20 protein-coding genes are annotated in these 19,214 nt (G+C 67.0%); 11 read left to right on the top strand and 9 right to left on the bottom strand.

The window, feature by feature from the left end:
* Positions 1-97: 97 nt before the first annotated feature.
* The 4 genes from ACV4UZ_RS04805 to ACV4UZ_RS04790 all read right to left on the bottom strand — a co-directional run bounded on the left by ACV4UZ_RS04805 (position 98) and on the right by ACV4UZ_RS04790 (position 3,816).
* Positions 98-385: a GIY-YIG nuclease family protein gene (locus tag ACV4UZ_RS04805; protein WP_491599779.1), complete on the bottom strand. Its 288-nt coding sequence runs from the start codon at positions 383-385 to the stop codon at positions 98-100.
* An 88-nt stretch (positions 386-473) separates the two neighbouring features.
* Entirely contained in the window at positions 474-1,916 is a 1,443-nt protein-coding gene (gene hpnJ, locus ACV4UZ_RS04800) for a hopanoid biosynthesis associated radical SAM protein HpnJ (RefSeq protein ID WP_491599778.1), read from the bottom strand.
* Between the two features lie 3 nt (positions 1,917-1,919).
* Positions 1,920-3,068, bottom strand: coding sequence for a bacteriohopanetetrol glucosamine biosynthesis glycosyltransferase HpnI (gene hpnI / locus ACV4UZ_RS04795; RefSeq protein ID WP_491599777.1), 1,149 nt, complete (start codon positions 3,066-3,068; stop codon positions 1,920-1,922).
* A 139-nt stretch (positions 3,069-3,207) separates the two neighbouring features.
* Entirely contained in the window at positions 3,208-3,816 is a 609-nt protein-coding gene (locus ACV4UZ_RS04790; RefSeq protein WP_491599776.1) for an HpnM family protein, read from the bottom strand.
* A gap of 176 nt (positions 3,817-3,992) precedes the next feature.
* On the opposite strand from ACV4UZ_RS04790, the gene ACV4UZ_RS04785 reads away from it, so the two are divergent.
* Positions 3,993-5,690 (top strand): hypothetical protein, encoded by a 1,698-nt coding sequence (locus ACV4UZ_RS04785; protein ID WP_491599775.1) that lies wholly within the window; start codon positions 3,993-3,995, stop codon positions 5,688-5,690.
* Positions 5,691-5,829: 139 nt separating this feature from the next.
* On the opposite strand, the gene ACV4UZ_RS04780 is transcribed toward ACV4UZ_RS04785, so the two are convergent.
* Positions 5,830-6,948 (bottom strand): Mrp/NBP35 family ATP-binding protein, encoded by a 1,119-nt coding sequence (locus ACV4UZ_RS04780; RefSeq protein ID WP_491599774.1) that lies wholly within the window; start codon positions 6,946-6,948, stop codon positions 5,830-5,832.
* A gap of 220 nt (positions 6,949-7,168) precedes the next feature.
* Here ACV4UZ_RS04780 and hflK point away from each other — a divergent pair, with 220 nt between their 5' ends.
* Genes hflK through ACV4UZ_RS04760 form a run of 4 tightly spaced genes read left to right on the top strand, consistent with a single transcriptional unit; the run spans position 7,169 to position 10,932 of the window.
* Positions 7,169-8,305 (top strand): FtsH protease activity modulator HflK, encoded by a 1,137-nt coding sequence (hflK, locus tag ACV4UZ_RS04775; protein WP_491599773.1) that lies wholly within the window; start codon positions 7,169-7,171, stop codon positions 8,303-8,305.
* Positions 8,302-9,180: a protease modulator HflC gene (gene hflC / locus ACV4UZ_RS04770; protein ID WP_491599772.1), complete on the top strand. Its 879-nt coding sequence runs from the start codon at positions 8,302-8,304 to the stop codon at positions 9,178-9,180. Before hflK ends, hflC begins: the two co-directional genes overlap by 4 nt.
* Positions 9,177-9,368, top strand: coding sequence for a DUF2065 domain-containing protein (locus ACV4UZ_RS04765; protein ID WP_491599771.1), 192 nt, complete (start codon positions 9,177-9,179; stop codon positions 9,366-9,368). The genes hflC and ACV4UZ_RS04765 overlap by 4 nt, the downstream gene beginning before the upstream one ends.
* A 55-nt stretch (positions 9,369-9,423) precedes the next feature.
* Positions 9,424-10,932 carry a DegQ family serine endoprotease gene (locus tag ACV4UZ_RS04760; RefSeq protein WP_491599770.1) on the top strand — a complete coding sequence of 503 codons (1,509 nt, stop codon included), beginning with the start codon at positions 9,424-9,426 and terminating at the stop codon, positions 10,930-10,932.
* A gap of 386 nt (positions 10,933-11,318) precedes the next feature.
* Here ACV4UZ_RS04760 and flgH read toward each other — a convergent pair whose 3' ends face one another.
* From flgH to flgF, 4 genes are read right to left on the bottom strand one after another with little or no spacing between them, the layout of a single operon-like run.
* The gene (gene flgH / locus ACV4UZ_RS04755; RefSeq protein WP_491599769.1) at positions 11,319-12,110 is read right to left on the bottom strand and encodes a flagellar basal body L-ring protein FlgH; all 792 of its coding nucleotides are present in this window, start codon (positions 12,108-12,110) and stop codon (positions 11,319-11,321) included.
* Between the two features lie 22 nt (positions 12,111-12,132).
* Entirely contained in the window at positions 12,133-13,107 is a 975-nt protein-coding gene (flgA, locus tag ACV4UZ_RS04750) for a flagellar basal body P-ring formation chaperone FlgA (RefSeq protein WP_491599768.1), read from the bottom strand.
* Between the two features lie 10 nt (positions 13,108-13,117).
* Positions 13,118-13,903, bottom strand: a complete 786-nt coding sequence (gene flgG, locus ACV4UZ_RS04745; RefSeq protein WP_068436643.1) for a flagellar basal-body rod protein FlgG — start codon at positions 13,901-13,903, stop codon at positions 13,118-13,120.
* A gap of 28 nt (positions 13,904-13,931) precedes the next feature.
* The gene (gene flgF / locus ACV4UZ_RS04740) at positions 13,932-14,672 is read right to left on the bottom strand and encodes a flagellar basal-body rod protein FlgF (RefSeq protein WP_491599767.1); all 741 of its coding nucleotides are present in this window, start codon (positions 14,670-14,672) and stop codon (positions 13,932-13,934) included.
* 314 nt (positions 14,673-14,986) lie between these two features.
* Between flgF and ACV4UZ_RS04735 the strand changes: the two genes are divergently transcribed.
* From ACV4UZ_RS04735 to ACV4UZ_RS04710, 6 genes are all read left to right on the top strand, one after another.
* On the top strand, positions 14,987-15,532 hold the full coding sequence (locus ACV4UZ_RS04735; RefSeq protein ID WP_491599766.1) for a flagellar basal body-associated FliL family protein: 546 nt from the start codon (positions 14,987-14,989) through the stop codon (positions 15,530-15,532).
* A gap of 22 nt (positions 15,533-15,554) precedes the next feature.
* Positions 15,555-16,730 (top strand): flagellar motor switch protein FliM, encoded by a 1,176-nt coding sequence (gene fliM, locus ACV4UZ_RS04730; protein WP_491599765.1) that lies wholly within the window; start codon positions 15,555-15,557, stop codon positions 16,728-16,730.
* A gap of 6 nt (positions 16,731-16,736) precedes the next feature.
* The gene (locus tag ACV4UZ_RS04725; RefSeq protein WP_491599764.1) at positions 16,737-17,258 is read left to right on the top strand and encodes a DUF6468 domain-containing protein; all 522 of its coding nucleotides are present in this window, start codon (positions 16,737-16,739) and stop codon (positions 17,256-17,258) included.
* Positions 17,259-17,267: 9 nt separating this feature from the next.
* The gene (locus ACV4UZ_RS04720) at positions 17,268-18,029 is read left to right on the top strand and encodes a MotE family protein (protein ID WP_491599763.1); all 762 of its coding nucleotides are present in this window, start codon (positions 17,268-17,270) and stop codon (positions 18,027-18,029) included.
* Positions 18,030-18,150: 121 nt separating this feature from the next.
* Positions 18,151-18,537 (top strand): response regulator, encoded by a 387-nt coding sequence (locus ACV4UZ_RS04715; RefSeq protein WP_068436653.1) that lies wholly within the window; start codon positions 18,151-18,153, stop codon positions 18,535-18,537.
* 61 nt (positions 18,538-18,598) lie between these two features.
* Complete coding sequence (locus tag ACV4UZ_RS04710; protein ID WP_491599762.1) at positions 18,599-19,198, top strand: protein phosphatase CheZ; 600 nt, start codon at positions 18,599-18,601, stop codon at positions 19,196-19,198.
* Positions 19,199-19,214: the final 16 nt, after the last annotated feature.

Raw genomic sequence — 19,214 nt, 5'->3', positions numbered from 1 at the left:
GAATCGTCATGGCCGGGCTCGACCCGGCCATCCACGTGGAGCCGCGTGGATGCCCGGAACAAGTCCGGGCATGACGAAAACCGGGGCAATAACGCTGCTATGCCAGCCGCTCATACAGATCTTCCCAATTGGGATTGTCGGCCAAAATCAGCCTGACCTTCCACGTCCTGGGCCAGTGCTTAAGATTTTTCTCACGCTGAATGGCGCTTCGAATGTCCTCGTGGCGCTCGGCATAGACCAGTCGCTTCAGACCGTAGCGCTTGGTGAAGCCATCGGCCACCCCTTCGCGGTGCTCCCATGCCCGACGCGCCAGATCGCTGGTCACGCCAATATAGAGCGTGCCATTGGGGCGATTCGTCAGGATGTAGACCCACCCGCCTTGCATGACCTGTATTATGCGAGCGCAACTGTCTCGCGACAACAGCGTGGATGGCCGGGTCAAGCCCGGCCATGACGCTACCTTTGGAAAGCGATCAGCACTCCATGGGCTTGTCGCGGGTCCTGAGGAACTGGAAGAACTCGACGCCTTCGCGCAGGCGGCGCTTCATCATGTCCCAGTCCTGCAGCATCTCCCAGACGATCTCGCCGATCTTGGCGGGGCGGAAGTAGAAGGCCTTGTAGAAGTCGGCCACGCCCTTGAAGATCTCCTCGCTGGTGAGGTCGGGGTAGCTGAGAGCCGCCACCTGATAGCCGCCGCCACCGGTCTCCTTCATCAGCAGGTCCTTGTCCTTGTTGAACCAGCCGTTGGCGATGGCCTGCTCGTACAGCTCGGTGCCGGGATAGGGCGCCGCCATGGAGACCTGCAGGGTGCGCGGATTGACTTCCTTGGCGAATTCCAGGGTCTGCCGGATGGTTTCCTTGGTCTCGCCCGGCAGGCCCAGGATGAAGGTGCCGTGCAGCACGATGCCCAGCTCGTGGCAATCCTTGGAGAAGCGCTTGATGATGTCGAGGCGCAGGCCCTTCCTGATGTTGTTCAGGATTTCCTGCACGCCGGATTCGTAGCCGACCACCAGCACCCGCAGGCCGTTGGCCTTCAGCACTTCCAGGGTCTTGCGCGGAATGTTGGCCTTGGCGTTGCACGACCACGGCACGCCCAGATGGCCGATGCCGCGGGCGATCTCCTCGACCCGCTCCAGGTCGTCGGTGAAGGTGTCGTCGTCGAAGAAGAACTCCTTCACCTCGGGGAACATCTGGCGGGCCAGCTTCACTTCCTCGATGACGCTACGCGCGCTGCGCGCCCGGTAGACGCGGCCGCCGATGGTCTGCGGCCACAGGCAGAAGCTGCACTTCGACTTGCAGCCGCGCCCGGTGTAGAACGCCATGTAGGGATGGCGGATATAGCCGATGAAGTAATCCTCGGGGTTGAGGTCGCGGCGGTAGACCGGCCCCACATAGGGCAGGGCGTCCATGTCGTGGATCAGGGCGCGGTCCTTGGTGTGGACCGGCTTGCCGTCCTCGCCCCGGAAGGTCAGGCCGTCGATCTCGGCGAAAGGCTTGCCCTCGGCCACCTCGACGATGGTGTAGTCGAATTCGTGCCGCGCCACGAAGTCCACCGCCTCGGACGCCATCAGGGCCTGCTCGGGCACCGTCGCCACGTGGGCGCCGACCATGCCGATCATGATGTCGGGATTGGCGGCCTTGAACGCCTCGGCCACCTTGCACTCGGAGGCGTAGGTGGCGGCGCTGGCGTAGATCACCAGCAGCTCGTAATCCTTGGCCAGCTTCAGGCAATCGTCCAGGGTCTTGCCCGAGGCCGGCGCGTCCACCAGCTTGGAGTCCGGCACCATGGCGGCCGGCTGGGCCAGCCAGGTGGGATACCAGTTGGACTTGATCTCGCGCTTCGCCTGGAAACGGGCACCGGCGCCGCCGTCGTAACCTTCGAAGGAGGGCGGATTGAGGAAAAGAGACTTCTTCATGTCTTAAGAGCCTTCAACCTGATCAAGTGTGCCGTCGGCACGGACGGCGAATCGCCGGCCACGCCATACCACAGTCCGTCCGCTACATGCGACAACATAGACGACGAACGACAGAATTTCCCTCAGAGCCAGAAGCCCCAGACCGCTGCGGCCAAGCCCCAGCGCCCGCTCCTCGACCCGCACCGCCCACAGCCGGCACAGAGCCGCCAGCCCCAGCGCCGCCAGGGACGGAAGCCACGCCCAACCCGCCAGAACCGCCAGCAGGGCCAGCGCCACCGGCTGGGTGATCACCGACGCCATGTGGGAAGCCCGGTCCACCGCCGCAATGGTCCGACCCCAACGAATCTCGTGATCGAGCAAAGTTTTCAGATCGGGCTCGTGCACGGTGATGTCCACCGGCCGGGCCGCCAGCGCGATGTCCAGCCCCTGATCGCGGGCCATCTTGCCCAGCACCCAGTCGTCGGCCAGGACCATCGACAAGGCCCGCAGCCCGCCGCCCTTCTCCAGCACGGAGCGGCGCACCGCCATGGTGGCGCCGAAGCAGCCGTCCTTGCGGCCGATGGCGCGGGCCAGCACGGCGCCGGGCAGGAAACCGTGATTGATGCCCATGGCGCCCAATGCGCTCCACGGGCCGGACACCGGGCGCCCCACGTAAAGACAGGTCACCACGCCCACCTTGGGGTCGGCGAAGGGCGCGGCCAGATCGTCCAGGTAATGGGGACCGACGCGGATGTCGCTGTCGGCGATGGCGATCAGGTCGTGCCGGACCTTGGACCACATATTCAGGAGATTGCCGACCTTGAGGTTGAGGCCGTGGCGGGTGGCATCGGCCACCGCGTCGATCTCCACGCCGGCCAGGTCGCGGGGCAGGCCGTCCACCACCGCCAGGGCCGGATCGGCGGGATCGGCCACGCCGAACACCATCTGGAACCGGGGATAGTCCTGGCGCAGGCAGGAGTCCAGGTTCTCCGCCATGCCGGGCTCGGCGCCGCACAGGGGCTTCATCACCGTGATGGGCGGCCGGATGGCGGCGGCGGGCTTGGGCGCCCGCTGGAAGCGGTGGACCAGCAGGGCCGAGGCCACCTGGAACAGACAGCCGGCCACGGTCAGGGCGATCAGGGCCAGGGACAGCCCCTGCCAAACGGTAATCACAGGTTCTCCCTCCATGTCATCCCGAGCGCAGGCGAGGGATCTCGTCCTGGCGTGCCGGAACCAAACCGGAAACAGCCGAACAAGCGGAGTTCCCTCCTCCCGATGGTCGTCGGGATGACAGCCACGCGACAGCTCCCGTCTACTTGTCCAGGCCGGCCGTCTGCTTCTCGATGGTCTCGATCAGCCCGGAAAAGCCCTTGGCGCGGAAGATGGAGCCGAATTCCGAGCGGCGCACCGCCACCTGGCTGACCGTGCCCTCGAACAGCACGTCGATGATGCGCCACTGGCCCTGCTCCTGGCGCATGACGTAGTCGATCTGGGTGGGATCGCCGCTCTTGGGCACCAGCCACGAGGGAACGATCACCGTGCCGCCGGCCGACGGGCGATGGTCGCCCACGTCGAAGCGCTCGCCGTTCCACTCGTTGAACTGGGCGGCATAGGTGCCCACCGAGAAGGCGGTATAGGCCTCGGCCAGCCTGGCCGCCTCTTCCGGCGTCAGCTTGTTGAAGGCGGTGCCCAGGGTGCCGCGGGTCATGGCGGGCATGTCGTAGGCCTCGGTCACCGCCGGGCGCATCTTTTCGGCGCGGCCCTTGTAGCCCAGCTTGGCGCCGCCCTTCATGCTGTCCAGCAGGCGGGCGCTGAAGGTGCGGATCACCGCCTCCGGTCCCGCCTCCTGCGCTCCGGCGGACGCCGCCAGGCCGGACACGAGCAACAGCGCCAGCACCGACGCGGCAAGAAGCGAACGCATGCCATCCTCTCCACAAAGACCGGGGCGCCCCCGATTGGAGCGCCCGCCGGGTTCCTGCCATATCATATTGTCCCCAAAGGAGCCAGCGCCACCCGGAGCCCGGCGGGGTTGAAGCCCCCGACTGGACAGGCCATCTCCACTTATGGAATTCTACTTAGGGGTTTGGGGATAGCACCATGGTCCTTGCGAGCCTTTGGGCCGCCATCAAGCAACGGTTCAGGCCAGCGCCGGGCGGGCAGGCCGACCCGGCCGCCAAAGGGAGGCCGCGCGCCGCCCCGCCCTCGCGTCCCCAGACCGGCTTCCTCGATCCCGACGCCTTCGCCCGCGCCCTGCTCGACGCCACCGGCGGCGCCAAGGGCCAGGACCACCGGCTGCACGTCTTCTCGCTTTCCGATTTCCGCCAGGCGGTGGGCTCCAAATGGGGCAAGCTCAGCGGCCTGCTGGAGGTGGCGGGCGACGCCATCATCCGCCGCCACGTGGACCTGTCCAAGGACGTCATCACCCGCCTGGACGCCGAGATCGCCTGTCTGTCCATGCCGGCGGCGTCGCGCCAGGAGACCCGGGCGCGGGTGGCCTCCATCGCCGCCGACCTCTCCACCTATCTGTTCGGCGACGCCATGATCAACGGCCGCCGCCCCCAGGTGGTGGCCGCCAACATGGCGGCCAGGGACGCGGTGGCCAAGGACGGCACCCTCGACCACGAGGCCATCCGCAAGGCCGTCGCCCAGGCCGGGGCCGCCCTGCCCGTCCAGTCCGGCCTGTCCGCCCCCCACCGCGCCACCCTGGCGGCCATGCTGCCGCCCGAGGAGGCGGCGAAGCTGGCCCCTCCGGCGGTCAAGGGCGGGGCCTATGCCGTCAGCGGCGGCGACGAGCCCTATCGCATCGATGAATCCACCGTGCCCAAATGGGTGATGGAGGAGCCGAAGAAGCGGGACATGCGGGTCCTCAGGGTGGAAGGCCACCCCCTCGACGGCGCGGACGCCCCGCGCGAGGTGATGCGGGTCGAGGGCACCGCCCTGCACGGCGCCGACGCCCCGCGCGAGGTGATGACCGTCGCGGCCCGCGAAGGCAAGGGCGCCGACTGGCTGGAGGAGCAGCTGGAGCGTCAGGCCGAGGCCGGCCTGGCCTCGGACCACCACCTGTCGCCGGAATCGAGTCTGACCCTGGTGTGGACCCCCACCTGGGTGGCCACCAAGCGGGCGGTGGGCGCCTTCCACGCCAAGGTCATCCGGGTCGACAAGGAAGGGGCGCCGCCGCTGGAAGGCGCCTACGCCTATGCCGGCGCCGCCCCCATCGAATCGCTGACCATGGACCGCTTCGTCGCCACCCAGGCGGCCTACGAGCTGAAGGACCTGTTCTATGCCCGCCTCAAGGTGGGGCTGACCGTGCCCTTCCACTGGATGAGCCTGGCGCCGCGCTGGCGCGACTGCATCCGCATTCCCTTCGAAAGCTGCCCGCCCCAGGCCCTGCGCAAGCACCTGAAGATCGAAATCTTCGGCCTGTCGCCCGCCGTCCCGCCCCATGTGGTCGGACGCCTGTTCCAGCCGCTGGAAAAGCTGGACTGCCCCATCATGGTCCGCCTGCCCCTGTCGGCGCCGGGCATGGTCAAGGCCCTGAAGGGGGTGAAGGCCATCGGCATCGATCTCGCCCAGCTGACGCCGGAGGAAAAGACCGGCGACATGGAACTGCTGGCCCGCCTGGAGCGCTTCCGCGACGCCGCCCACGCATCGGGCATGGCCTGCTATGTCTGGGGCATCCGCCGCCGCCCGCTGATCACCGAGGCGATTCGGGCCGGCTTCTCCCTGGTCAACGGCCCGGGCGTGATGACCGACCTCGCCCACCCCCGCGTGCCGTCGGCCGGAACGGGGGGATGAGGGGCGGGCGGGACGCCCGCGCTCCGATACCTCGTGGAGCGCGGGCGTCCCGCCCGCTTCTCCCTACTCCTGGGAGCGCGGGCGTCCCGCCCGCATACTCCCCTACTCCCTGGAGCGCGGGCGTCCCGCCCGCACCGGCTTACTCCATCACGATCCGGGGGCCCTTGCGGCTGCCCTGCAGGACCTGGACCTTATCCCAGATCTTGCCGGCGATTTCCATGTAGGCCTTGGCGTGGGGCGAGTTGGGCTTGGAGATGACGATGGGCTCGCCGGCGTCCGCCGTCTGGCGGATGGCGATGTCCAAGGGCACCTCGCCCAGGAAGTCGGCGGACAGGCGGGCGGCCTCGGCCTTGGCGCCGCCATGGCCGAAGATGTGGGCCTCGTCGCCGCATTTGGGGCAGATGTAATAGCTCATGTTCTCGATGATGCCCAACACCGGCACGTCCACCTTGCGGAACATGTTGAGGCCCTTGGTGGCGTCGAGCAGCGCGATGTCCTGCGGCGTCGACACGATCACCGCGCCGGTCAGCGGCACGCGCTGGGTCATGGTCAGCTGGGTGTCGCCGGTGCCGGGCGGCATGTCGATGATCATCACGTCCAGCTCGCCCCAGTGGACGTCGCGCAGCAGCTGCTCCAGCGCGCCCATCACCATGGGGCCGCGCCAGATGATCGGCGAGTCCTCGGGCACCAGGAAGCCCATGGACATGCACTTCACCCCGTAATTCTCCATGGGCATCATGGTCTGGCCGTCGGGGCTGACCGGCTCGCCGGTGATGCCCAGCATGCGCGGCATGGAAGGCCCGAAGATGTCGGCGTCGAACAGCCCGACCTTGAGGCCCATGCGCGACAGCGCCATGGCGATGTTGGTCGCCGTGGTGGACTTGCCCACGCCGCCCTTGCCGGACGCCACGGCGACGATGGCCTTGACGTGGGGCAGCAGCGGCTTTTCCGCCTGATGACCATGGCCGTGCCCGCCCTGGGGAGCCCCCTTGGGGCCGCCCTGGGTGTTGCGCTCGGCGGTCAGCACCGCCGACACCGACACCACGCCCGGCAGATCATGCACCGCCTTCTCGGCCGCCTTGCGCAGGGGTTCGAGATGGGGACCGCGCTGGGGATCGACTTCGATGGCGAAGGCCACGTGGCCGTTCTTCACCGCCAGGCCCGACACCATGCCGAGACTGACGATGTCCGCCTTGCGGTCGGGATCGATGACCCGGCTCAGCGCCTGGATGATCTGCTGTTCGGTGACCTCGGCCATGCTGCCCTCTTCGCTGTAAAGACACACCAAATTAGTTGGTTATGCGCCGGCAAAGCGCACAAGCATCTCCTCATATAGGGGCCTCGGCCCGGTTTGCAAAGCCGATTCCCGCCGCCATCCTATATTGAAAACCGGTAATGTGAATGGCGTCGCGTTGCGCAAGGCGGAATCCTGCCCTATGTTCCCCATGAATGTTGGGACTTGAACGAAGGGAAACCTCATGGCTTGGAATCCTCGTGGCGGCGGCGGCGGCCCTTGGGGCGGCGGCGGCGGCGGCGGCCCCTGGGGCAATGGTGGCGGCAACCGCCCGGGCGGCGGCGGGAACGGCGGCGGCTTCGGCGGCGGCCCCGATCTCGAGGATTTCATCCGCAAGGGCCAGGAAAAGCTGCGCCGCGCCATGCCGGGCGGCACCGGCGGCGCCAACGGCATGCGGGGCATCGCGGCCCTGGCGGCGCTGGCGGTGGCGGCCTGGGGCTTTTCCGGCATCTACAAGGTCAGCCCCGACGAGCAGGGCGTGGTGATGCGCTTCGGCAAGTGGGTGGACACCACCGAGCCGGGGCTGCACTACCGCCTGCCCTACCCGATCGAGACGGTGCTGCTGCCCAAGGTGACCAAGGTCAACCAGCTGCTGCTGGGCTCGCGCGTCGGCGCCGACCTGCGGGGCGGCGGCCGCGCCACCGACGAGAGCCGCATGCTGACCGGCGACGAGAACATCGTCGAGGCGGAAGCCGCCGTGTTCTGGCGCATCAAGGACGCCGGCAAGTTCCTGTTCGCGGTCCGCGATCCCGAGCTGACCGTCAAGGTGGCCGCCGAAAGCGCGCTGCGCGAGGTGATCGGCCGCAACCCCATCCAGGCGGCGCTGTCCGACAAGCGCGAGCTGATCGCCATCCAGACCCAGGAGGAATTGCAGCGGCTGCTGGATTCCTATGGCGCCGGCATCCACATCCAGCAGGTCCAGCTGCAGAAGGTCGATCCGCCCAGCGCGGTCATCGACGCCTTCAACGACGTGCAGCGCGCCCGCGCCGACCAGGAACGCGCCCGCAACGAGGCGGAAGCCTACCGCAACGACATCATCCCCCGGGCGCGCGGCGAGGCCGAGCGCCTCACCCAGGAGGCCCAGGCCTACCGCGAGCAGGTGGTCAACCTAGCCCAGGGCGACGCCAAGCGCTTCACCGCCCTTTACAATTCCTACAAGCAGGCGGAGGACGTCACCGCAAGGCGCCTCTACATCGAAACCATGGAGGAAATCCTGAAGGGAGCCACCAAGGTGGTCATCGATCCCTCGGCCAAGGGACTGGTGCCCTATCTGCCGCTGCCCGAACTGAAGAAGCAACAGCAGGCGGGAGGCGCCAAATGAGCCGCTCCCTGGTCTTTTCCGCCGTCGCCGCCGCCATCCTCCTGGTGCTGGCCGGCTCGTCGCTGTTCATCGTCAACCAGGCCGAGCAGGCCCTGGTCCTGCGCTTCGGCGCCCACCGCGCCACCATCAAGGAGCCCGGACTGCACGTCAAACTCCCGTTCATCGAGGACGTGGTGCGCTACGACATCCGCCTGCTCGCCCTCGACCCGCCCGACGAGCAGGTCATCCTGGGCGACCAGAAGCGCATCGTGGTCGATACCTTCACCCGCTACCGCATCGCCGACCCGCTGAAGTTCTATCAGGCGGTGCGCACCGAGGTGCAGGCCCGCGCCCAGATGACCCAGATCGTCTCGTCGGCCATGCGCCGGGTGATGGGCCAGGTGATGCTGCCCTCGATCCTGTCCGACGAGCGCGCCCGCATCATGGAGCAGATCCAGCAGGAAGTGGCCGAGCGCTCCTTGCGCGAACTGGGCATCCAGGTGGTGGACGTGCGGCTGCGCCGCGCCGACCTGCCCGACGAGACCAGCCAGGCCATCTACGACCGCATGAAGTCCGAGCGCGAGCGCCAGGCCAAGGAAGCCCGCGCCCAGGGCTACGAGTGGAGCCAGCAGATCCGCGCCCGCGCCGACCGCGAACGCACCGTGCTGCTGGCCGAGGCGCAGCGCCAGGCCCAGATCGAACGCGGCCAGGGCGATGCCGAGGCCAACCGCATCTTCGCCGAGGCGTTCGGCAAGGACCCGCAGTTCTTTACCCTGTACCGCTCGCTGCAGGCCTATCGGGCGGCGTTGGGCGACGGCAGCACCACCCTGGTGCTGTCGCCGGACAACGAATTCCTGAAGGCGTTCGGCGCCGGTCCGGGCCGCCGGGGTCAATGACCGACCTGATGACCGCCCTGGCGCTGGTCCTCGTCATCGAGGGCCTCGCCTGGGCGGCCTTCCCCGAGGCCATGAAGCGCATGATGGCCCAGGTTCTGGTCATGCCGCCCGATCTGCTGCGCGGCATCGGGCTGTTCATGGCCCTTCTCGGCCTGGGCGGCGTGTGGCTGGCGCGCGGCGTGCTTTGAGACGATAATCCCGTTGCCCCCTGGGAGGGGCAGACCGTCCGGAGGACTGACTTCCGTGTTCATCGCAAGACGTGACAATTCCTTCCGCCCCGCCCGCCTGCTGCTGGGCGCCCTGGCGGTGATCACCCTGCTGCTGCCCGGACCGGCCTCCGCCGGCGCCCCGCCCGACAGCTTCGCCAACCTGGCCGAGCGGCTGCTGCCCAGCGTGGTCAACATCTCGACCACCCAGACGCTGAAGGGCACCCAGGGCGGCCCCGAAATGCCGCAATTCCCCCCCGGCTCGCCGCTCGAGGAATTCTTCAAGGAATTCATGGAGCGCCAGCAGGGCGCGCGCCCGGACGCGCCGTCGCGCAAGGCCACCTCGCTGGGATCGGGCTTCATCATCGACGCCGCCGGCTACATCGTCACCAACAACCACGTCATCGCCGACGCCGACGAGATCAGCGTCAAGCTGCACGACGACACGGTGTTCCAGGCCACCCTGGTGGGCCGCGACCCCAAGGTGGATCTGGCGCTCCTGAAGATCGATCCCGGCAAGAAGCCGCTCACCCCCGTCCCCTTCGGCAATTCCGACGAGGCCCGCGTGGGCGACTGGGTGCTGGCCATCGGCAACCCCTTCGGCTTCGGCGGCACCGTCACGGCGGGCATCGTCTCGGCCCGGGCCCGCGACATCAACGCCGGCCCCTATGACGACTTCCTGCAGACCGACGCCGCCATCAACCGCGGCAATTCCGGCGGCCCCATGTTCAACATCCGGGGCGAGGTGATCGGCATCAACTCGGCGATCATTTCGCCGTCAGGGGGCTCCATCGGCATCGGCTTCGCCGTGCCGGCCTCGCTGGCGGTGCCGGTGCTGGACGACCTTCGGAAGTTCGGCAAGGTGCGGCGCGGCTGGCTGGGTATCCGCATCCAGTCCCTGGACGCCGACATGGCCGAGAACATCGGCCTGCCCGACCAGAAAGGCGCCCTGGTGGCCAAGGTCGATCCCAACGGCCCCGGCGTCAAGGCCGGCCTCAAGGACGGCGACGTGGTGCTGAAGTTCGACGGCAAGGACATCACCGAGATGCGCCGCCTGCCCCGCTACGTGGCCTCGACCCCCATCGGCAAGAAGGTGGACGTGGTCATCTGGCGCGACGGCAAGCGCCAGACCATCACCGCCGCCGTCGGCGAGATGCCCGAGGATCCGGCCGAGCAGCAGGTCAAGGGCAAGCCCGAGCAGGCCAAGCCCCAGGCGGGCAAGGACGGCGTGCTGACCATTCCCGGCGCCGGCCTGACCGTGTCGTCGCTCACGCCGGCGCTGCGTGAACGCTTCGGCCTGGACGACGAGGCCAAGGGCATCATCGTCACCGAGGTCAAGCCCGACAGCCCGGCCGCCGAGAAGGGCATGCGCCCCGGCGACCTGATCATCGAGGCCGACCACAAGCCGGTGCGCTCGCCCTCCGATCTCGGCAAGCTGATCGAGGAGGGCCGCAAGGCGGGTACCAAGTCGCTGCTGCTGCGGGTGGAGAACCCCCAGCAGTTGCGCTACATCGCCCTGCCCCTGGCCGAGGGCAAGAAGAAGTAGGCCCTTCCCAAGGGCCGAACGGACAAGGGGCGGAGCCGCAAGGCTCCGCCCTCTTTCGTTTGAAAGTGCGGGCGAGACGCCCGCGCTCCACCAAGGGAGGGGTGTTCGGATTGCGGGTGAGACGCCCACACTCCACCGAGGGAGGGGTGTTCGGATTGCGGGTGGGACGCCCACACTCCACCGAGGGAGGGGTGTTCGGATTGCGGGTGGGACGCCCACACTCCACCGAGGGAGGGGTGTTCGGATTGCGGGTGGGACGCCCACACTCCACCGAGGGAGGGGTGTTCGGAGCGCGGGCGTCCCGCCCGCATCCCCCCCGCCCGGCAAAAAATGCCGAACGGCCCGCCGGAGGTTTCTCCGGCGGGCCTTCATGAATGCCGCTCCGATCAGAACGGGAAGATGATGTCGAAGATCTGCTGGCCGTAGCGCGGCTGGGTGAGGTCGCTGACCATGCCGCGGCCGCCGTAATAGACGCGGGCCTCGGCAATCTTTTCCGAGCTGACCGAGTTGGACGAGCTGATGTCCTCGGGGCGGATGATGCCCTGGATGGACAGTTCGCGCATTTCGTAGTTCACCCGGAATTCCTGGCGGCCGGAAATCACCAGATTGCCGTTGGGCAGCACCTGGGTGATCACCGCCGCCATGCTCATGGTGATGCTTTCCGTCCGGGTGGTGTTGCCCGAATTGGTCACCGCCGAGGTGGAGGAAAGATCGGCCAGGCTGGCTAGGTTGATGTTGGGAAGGATCTTCTGCAGTTGCCCTTCGAAGCCCAGCGCCGAGATGGGCGAGCCGGTGGTGCCCGAGCCGGCCTTTTCCGAGCCGGTGCGCGAGTTGGTCAGCCCGGTGGTGAGCGTCGCGCTGTCGGCGATGGACACCGCGACGGTCAGGATGTCGCCCACGTCCTTGGCGCGCTGGTCCTTGAAGAAGGCCCGGGCGCCGGGACGCCACAGGGAATTGGCGTTCTGCGGCGGGGCCGAGGGCTGGGGCATGGGCATGCTGACCGGCTGGTAGCCCGACTTCTGCGTGGGATTCTGGATGGGCGAGGTCTGGGGGCCGGAGCCCACTTCCGACATGCGGGTCAGGAAGTTGCAGGCCGACAGTTCGGACAGGGCGACCACGATGGCCAGAGCGCGAAAGACCTTGCGGCCGCTGGTCCGGGACGAGGAGGTGGTGGACATGATCTATCTCTCCGAATTCGGCTCAGTTCTGGGCGAGGTTGCGCAGGCCGCCGGGCATCACCGACACCTGGCCGGGGCCTTCGACCTTGGCGTCGACGGTCTGCTTGCTCTGGACATTGGTGACGCGGATCACGTCGCCGACGCTGCCGTCCTCGGCGGCGCGGCCCTGGGCCGTCAGCGTCATGAACCGCGAGCGCAGCACGATGGTCACCGCGCTGTTCTTGCCGACCACCACCGGCTTTTGCACCTCGGTGGTCCGCACCGGGGTGCCGGCCCGCAGCTGGTAGCGCGGCTCCTGGCCGATCAGCATGCGGGGATTGGTGACGATGTCGCGCCGCACCACCTCCTCGCGCACGTCCACCCACTGGATGTCGGCCTCGGAGATCACCTCGCCGCGGCCCATGGGATGGGCCAGCACCGGAATGCGGGCCGAGGCGAAGACGTTGCCGTTGACCTTGAAGCGCACGGAATTGGGGGCGCCGGCCGGCGATTCGACGATCGCCTGGAAGCGGTTCATGCGCGGGTCGTAGGCCAGGTCCTTGATGGCCACGGTGGGATTGGCGTTGGCGGGAATGACGATGTGCAGATGCTGACGGTTGCTGATCTCGATGCTGGCGTTCCTGGGGGCGCCCTCCAGGGCCAGGGCCTCGCGCAGTTCGGTCTCGATGGTGCGGATGTCGACGCTTTGGCCGGCACGCTCGGCCACCGCGCGCTCGAAGGGCGAGGAGGGGCGCCAGTCGATGCCGTAGGACTGGGCGACGGCCGCCAGCCAGCGGGTCTCCAGCGTGATCCGCTTGCCGGGCGCCGGCGCGTTGGCCAGCGGCGTCGAGGCCTTGTCGCCGATGTTCTCCCAGATGTCGCCCAGCGTGATGGCGTCGCCGGTCAGCACGATGGAGGGCTTGAGCTGGGGCGGCAGCTCGGCGGCGCGGGCGGCCCCGAGGGCGGCGGCCAGGGCCAGCCCGGCGAAGGTGGCGCGAAGGCAGAGGCGGCGGATCATGATGGCCTCACTACTTCATCTGGTTGATGGTGGACAGCATCTCGTCGGAGGCCTGGATGACCTTCGAGTTCATTTCGTAGGCGCGCTGGGCGCCGATCAGGTTGGTCACCTCGGCCACCACGTTGACGTTGGAGGTCTCGAGGAAGCCCTGGAGGATGGTGCCGAAGCCGGGCTTGCCCGGGGTCTGCACCACCGGCTGGCCCGAGGCCGGGGTTTCCATGAACAGGTTGTTGCCCCGCGCCTCGAGGCCGGCGTCGTTGGCGAAGGTGGCAAGGGTCAGCTGGCCCTTGATCTGGCTCTGCACCTGGCCGTCCTGCTTGACGATCACCTGGCCGGTGGAATCGATGGTGACGCCCACCGCGTCCGAGGGAATGGTGACCTGGGGGATCACCTGATAGCCCTCGTGGGTGACGATGGTGCCTTCCGGCGACAGCTGGAACGAGCCGTCGCGGGTGTAGGCGGTCTCGCCCGAGGGCAGCTTGATCTGGAAGTAGCCCTTGCCCTGGATGGCCATGTCCAGCGTGTTGTCGGTGCTCTGGACGCTGCCCTGCTCGGTGATGCGGTAGACGGCGGTGGTCTTCACGCCCAGACCCAGCTGCACGCCGGTGGGCACGATGGTGCCGGTGTCCGAGGACTGGGAACCGACGCGGCGCAGGTTCTGGTAGAGCAGGTCCGCGAACTCGGGCCGCCGCCTGGTATAGGCGGTGGTGTTCATGTTCGCGATGTTGTTGGAGATCACTTCGACGTTGGTCTGCTGGGCCAGCATGCCGGTCGCGGCGATGTTCAGGGAGCGCATGGCGAGAGTTCCTTACTCGTTGAACCGGTCAGTTGGTCTTGGAGGTGCCCAGGGTCTGGATGGCCTTGAGCTGGCGTTCATGCTCGGCATCCAGCATCTTCTGGATGCCCTGGTATTCGCGCAGGATCTGGGTCATGCGGGTCATCTCCATCACGGGCTGAATGTTGGATTCCTCCATCATGCCCTGGGCGACGTGGGGGCGTTCGACCACCTCGGGATCCTGCGAGGTCTCGTAGAGCGAGTCGCCGGCCTTGCGCATCTGCTGGTCATTCTCGAACTTCACCACCTTGATGCGGGCCACCCGGCCGTTCTCGGTGGAGATGGTGCCGTCGGACGACACCTCGATCTGGGTCTCGTTGGGGGCGAAGATGATCGGCTGGTCGCGGTCGTCCATCACCGCGAAGCCCTGGGTGTTGACCAGCATGCCGGTCTGGTCCAGGCGGAAATGGCCGTTCCTGGCATAGCGCATGCCGGCCTCGGTCTCGATCTGGAAGTAGCCGTCGCCGTGCAGCGCGAAATCCAGCGGATTGTCGGTCTTGGTCAGCGGGCCTTCGCGGGTGTCGCGCAGCACGCCCACGTCCTGGACGAAGGACAGCTTGTTGCCCACGGCCCGCTCGGACGACCGGGTGGGGATCAGGTACTCGCGGAACATCATCTGCTCGCCCTTGAAGGCGGGCGTGTTGGCGTTGGCCATGTTGTTGGCGACCACTTCCATCTGGCGCCACAGGGCGGCCTGGCGGGAGAGAGCGATGTAGGACGTGTTCTGCATGGTTCGATCCTGGGTGGCAATTGCTTGCGCCGCCATCCTTGCAGACCGCGTGCCAAGTTCACGAACCGAGGAATTCCGCCATTCTTCCCGACCGCCTTCCGGTTTGGGGCAGGGCTTGCCGGGCAGTTATTGCCGGGCGCCCCCCGGCATTGCTATCGTGGCCGCGCGGTGGGGAAAAGCGCGCGCCGATGATCGGGTCGAATCCCTATCTTTTGCGCCGGCTCAACCTTCTGTTAACCGCGAAGGTCTAGTTTTTAAGGTGCGCAGGTGTGGGCCCGGGTGGGTCCGCGCGCCCCGAGCGGCGGAAGAGGGCCATGGCCGAAGATCTGGAAGAAGATTTCGAGGAAGGTGAAGGTTCGGAAGAGGTATCCGAGTCACCGTCCAAAAAACTGCCGATCAAGAAGATCCTGATCATCGTGCTGCCCATCCTGCTGTTGGGCGGCGCCGGTGCGGGCGTCTATTTCTCCGGGCTGCTCGACAAGCTGCTGGGCAAGAAGGCCGATACGCCAGCGGCCGAGGCCGCCGCGCCGCCGCCGCCGCCCAAGGCGGTGCAGGCGGCGTCGTTCATGGACCTGCCCGAGATGCTGGTCAACCTGCAGACCACCGGGCGCAAGCAGGCGTTCCTGAAGCTGCGCGTCGCCCTCGAGCTGGAGGCGGTCACCGACCAGCCCCGCGTCGAGCAGATGCTGCCGCGCATCATCGACAACTTCCAGATCTACCTGCGCGAACTCAGGGTGGAGGATCTGCAGGGTGCCTCCGGCATGCACCTTTTGCGCGAGGAGCTGCTGACCCGCGTCAACGCGGCGGTCAAGCCGGTCAAGGTCAACGACGTCTTGTTCAAGGAAATGCTGGTCCAGTGATGGGCCGGCGGGAAAGGCCGACATGGCGATGAACGACGACGGTGGAACCACCCGCGGGGCCGAGGACGAAGAGGCCCTGATGAAGGAATGGGCCGCCATGGCCGGTGACGATGGCGGCGGCGGCGGTGGCGGCGATGCCGGCGGCGGCGGCGACGGCGGCGACATGGCCGCCGAATGGGAAGCCATGCTGGGTGCCGGCGACAGCACCGGCGAGACCCAGGCCGCCGTGGCCAAGGACGCCACCCGCGTCCTCAACCAGGACGAAATCGACTCGCTGCTGGGCTTCGACGACGACATCGGCGGCGCCGGCGACAAGTCGGGCATCCAGGCCATCCTCAATTCCGCCCTGGTCTCCTACGAACGCCTTCCCATGCTGGAAGTGGTGTTCGACCGCCTGGTCCGCATGATGTCCACCTCCATGCGCAATTTCACGTCGGACAACGTGGAAGTGTCGCTGGACAACATTCTCTCGCTTCGCTTCGGCGACTACCTGAACTCCATTCCCCTGCCCGCCATGCTGGCGGTGTTCAAGGCCGAGGAATGGGACAATTTCGGCCTGCTGACCGTCGATTCCTCGCTGATCTACTCCATCGTCGACGTGCTGCTGGGTGGCCGGCGCGGCACGGCGGCCATGCGCATCGAGGGCCGCCCCTACACCACCATCGAACGCAATCTGGTGGAGCGCATGGTCCATGTGGTGCTGTCCGACCTGTCGGCGGCCTTCGACCCCCTGTCGCCGGTGACCTTCCGCTTCGACCGCCTGGAAACCAACCCCCGCTTCGCCACCATCTCGCGCCCCTCGAACGCCGCCATCGTCGCCAAGCTGCGCATCGACATGGAAGACCGCGGCGGCCGCCTGGAACTGCTGCTGCCCTACGCCACCCTGGAACCCGTCCGCGAGCTGCTGCTGCAGATGTTCATGGGTGAAAAGTTCGGCCGCGACTCCATCTGGGAAACCCACCTGGCCGAGGAACTGTGGCTGACCGAGGTGGAGCTGGAGGCCGTCCTGGACGAGCAGGTGATGAACCTGCGCGAGGTCCTGGCCTGGAAGCCGGGTTCGAAATACATGCTGAACGCCACCGCCGACTCGCCCATCGACATGCGCTGCGGCGAGGTGGCCATGTTCCGCGGCCGCATGGGGCGCAAGGGCCAGCACATCGCCATTCAGGTGGACGAGTCCACCATCAAGTCCGGGTGAAGCGCCGTGGATTGGAAAGTCATTCTCGACCTCGTCGTCTCCGTGCTGCTGATCGCCACCATCGGCTATGCCTGGATGCTGAACCAGCGCCTGTCCAGCTTGCGCAAGAACCGCGACGATCTGGCCAAGACCATCGCCGCCTTCAACGAGGCGACGCTGCGGGCCGAATCCTCCATCCCCAAGCTCAGGAAGGCGGCCGAGGAATCCGGCCAGACCCTGCAGGAGCGGGTGGAGAAGGCGCAGTCCCTGCGTGACGACCTGGCCTTCATGATCGAGCGCGCCGACACCATGGCCAACCGCCTGGAGAACGCCGTGCGCTCGGCCCGCACCGACGGGGTCAAGGCGCCCCCCGACGCGCGCGCGCCCGCCCAGGTGGGCGCCGCTTCGGCTCCGACCATGCCGCCGCCCCGCATGGCCGGCAACCGGGCCGCCGCCATCGCCGCCGCCGCCGCCGCGTCCGAGGCGGAAAGCGACGACCGTTCCGAAGCCGAGCGCGAGCTGCTGCGCGCGCTCCAGTCCATGCGGTAGGAAGGCATCATGGCCGCCAAGACCCGCAAGCCCGTTCCCGGCCCCATCAAGGTCCAGCCCCCCGGTCCGTCGAGATCGGCGAAGGCCGAGGCCAAGGCGCCCATCGTCCGGGTGCTGCCGGTGCTGATCTTCGCCGGCGTGCTGATGCTCTCGCTTCGGGTCGGCGACATCTTCAAGGGCATCCTGGGGATCGAATCCTTCTCGGTGGCCGAATTGCAGGCGCAACAGACTCCCAAGGCGGCGACGCCACCGGCCACTCCGGCCACTCCGGCCCAGCCGCAGCCCGCCACCGCCCCAGCCCCAGCCGCCGCCACTCCGGTCAGCACCGAGCCCGGCGCCGGCATGAGCCAGACCGAGCTGGACGTGCTGCAGAAGCTGCAGGAGCGGCGCGGCACGCTGGACGCGCGCGAAAAGGACATCGAGAAGCGCGAGGCCCTGCTGAAGGCCGCCGAGGACCAGATCGACCGCAAGGTCGCCGAGATGAAGACGCTGCAGAACACCATCGAAGGCCTGCTGCGCCAGTACAACGACCAGGAAGACAACAAGATGCGCTCCCTGGTCAAGATCTACGAGAATATGAAGCCGAAGGAAGCGGCGAAGATTTTCGAACAGCTGGATATGAATATCCTGCTGGAAGTCATCGAGCGCATGAAGGAACAGCGAGTTGCTCCGATCATGGCCGAAATGGACCCGTCCAAGGCCAAGGCAGTTACTGCCGAATTGGCACAAAGACGCCAGATACCGATGCCAAGGGCGGCCACGGGCGGGTGATTGTCGGGGGATTGCATAAAAAATGACTTGCGCTAGTGCGGTCCCCCATCTTAACTAGGAAAATTCGTGGGTTACCGGTTTTTTCGGTTTCTGGCGGCTAGTGTCTCGAAGGAGCGGATGGATGGCTGTCGATAAGAATATGAACGTCCTCATCGTCGATGATTACAAGACGATGTTGCGAATCATTCGAAACCTGCTGAAGCAGCTGGGTTTCAACAACGTTGATGAGGCCACCGATGGCGCCATGGCGCTGCAGATGCTTCGCGTGGGCAATTACGGTCTGGTGATTTCCGACTGGAACATGGAGCCCATGACCGGTCTGCAGCTTCTGCGCGAGGTACGCGCCGATGCCAAGCTGAAGCCGATTCCTTTCATCATGGTGACCGCCGAGTCCAAGTCGGAGAACGTCATCGCCGCCAAGGAAGCGGGCGTCTCCAACTACATCGTCAAGCCCTTCAACGCCGAAACGTTGAAGACCAAGATGGTGAGCGTGCTGGGCGAATTCTGACGACCTTGGGGGGTCTTTAGCCATGTCGGCGAAGGGCGTTGACCGCGATTTAGAGCTTCGCTTGGACGCCATTCGTGCCGAGCATGGCGAGACCGTTCATGTCGATCAGATCGGAGAAGTGGTTCGGGCCCTGCTCGAGACCATGACGGGGGATATCGGCGCCGGGGATTTGCAGCTCTATCGCGAGCTTGAATCCCTGGCCAACTACATCCATGCCGCCAAGGAAGAGATCGCCGCGCTTCGGCCCGGCGAGATCAAGAACGAGTTCATCGCCTCGGCGACCGACGAGCTTGACGCCATCGTCGGCGCCACCGAGGCCGCCACCAACGAGATCATGGACGCGGCCGAAAGCCTGGGCTCGCTCGCGCCCATGCTCGACCAGGAGGTGGCCAACCGCCTGGACGAGATCACCACCCGCATCTTCGAGGCCTGCACCTTCCAGGACATCACCGGCCAGCGCATCACCAAGGTGGTCAAGGCGCTGAAGGAAATCGAGGACCGGGTCGAAGGCCTGGTCAAGATGTTCGGCGGCACCTATGACGACGGCTCCAGGAAGGAAGCCAAGCCGCTGACCGACCAGGACCTCCTCAACGGCCCGCAGCTGCCCGGCAACGCGACCAACCAGGCCGAAATCGACGCGCTGCTGGCAAGCTTCGACTAGCCTTCCATGAAGGCTG

Source organism: Paramagnetospirillum sp. (assembly GCF_058402745.1).
Note: the sequence above shows the minus strand (reverse complement) of the source record. Positions and strands in the feature narration are given on the sequence as shown.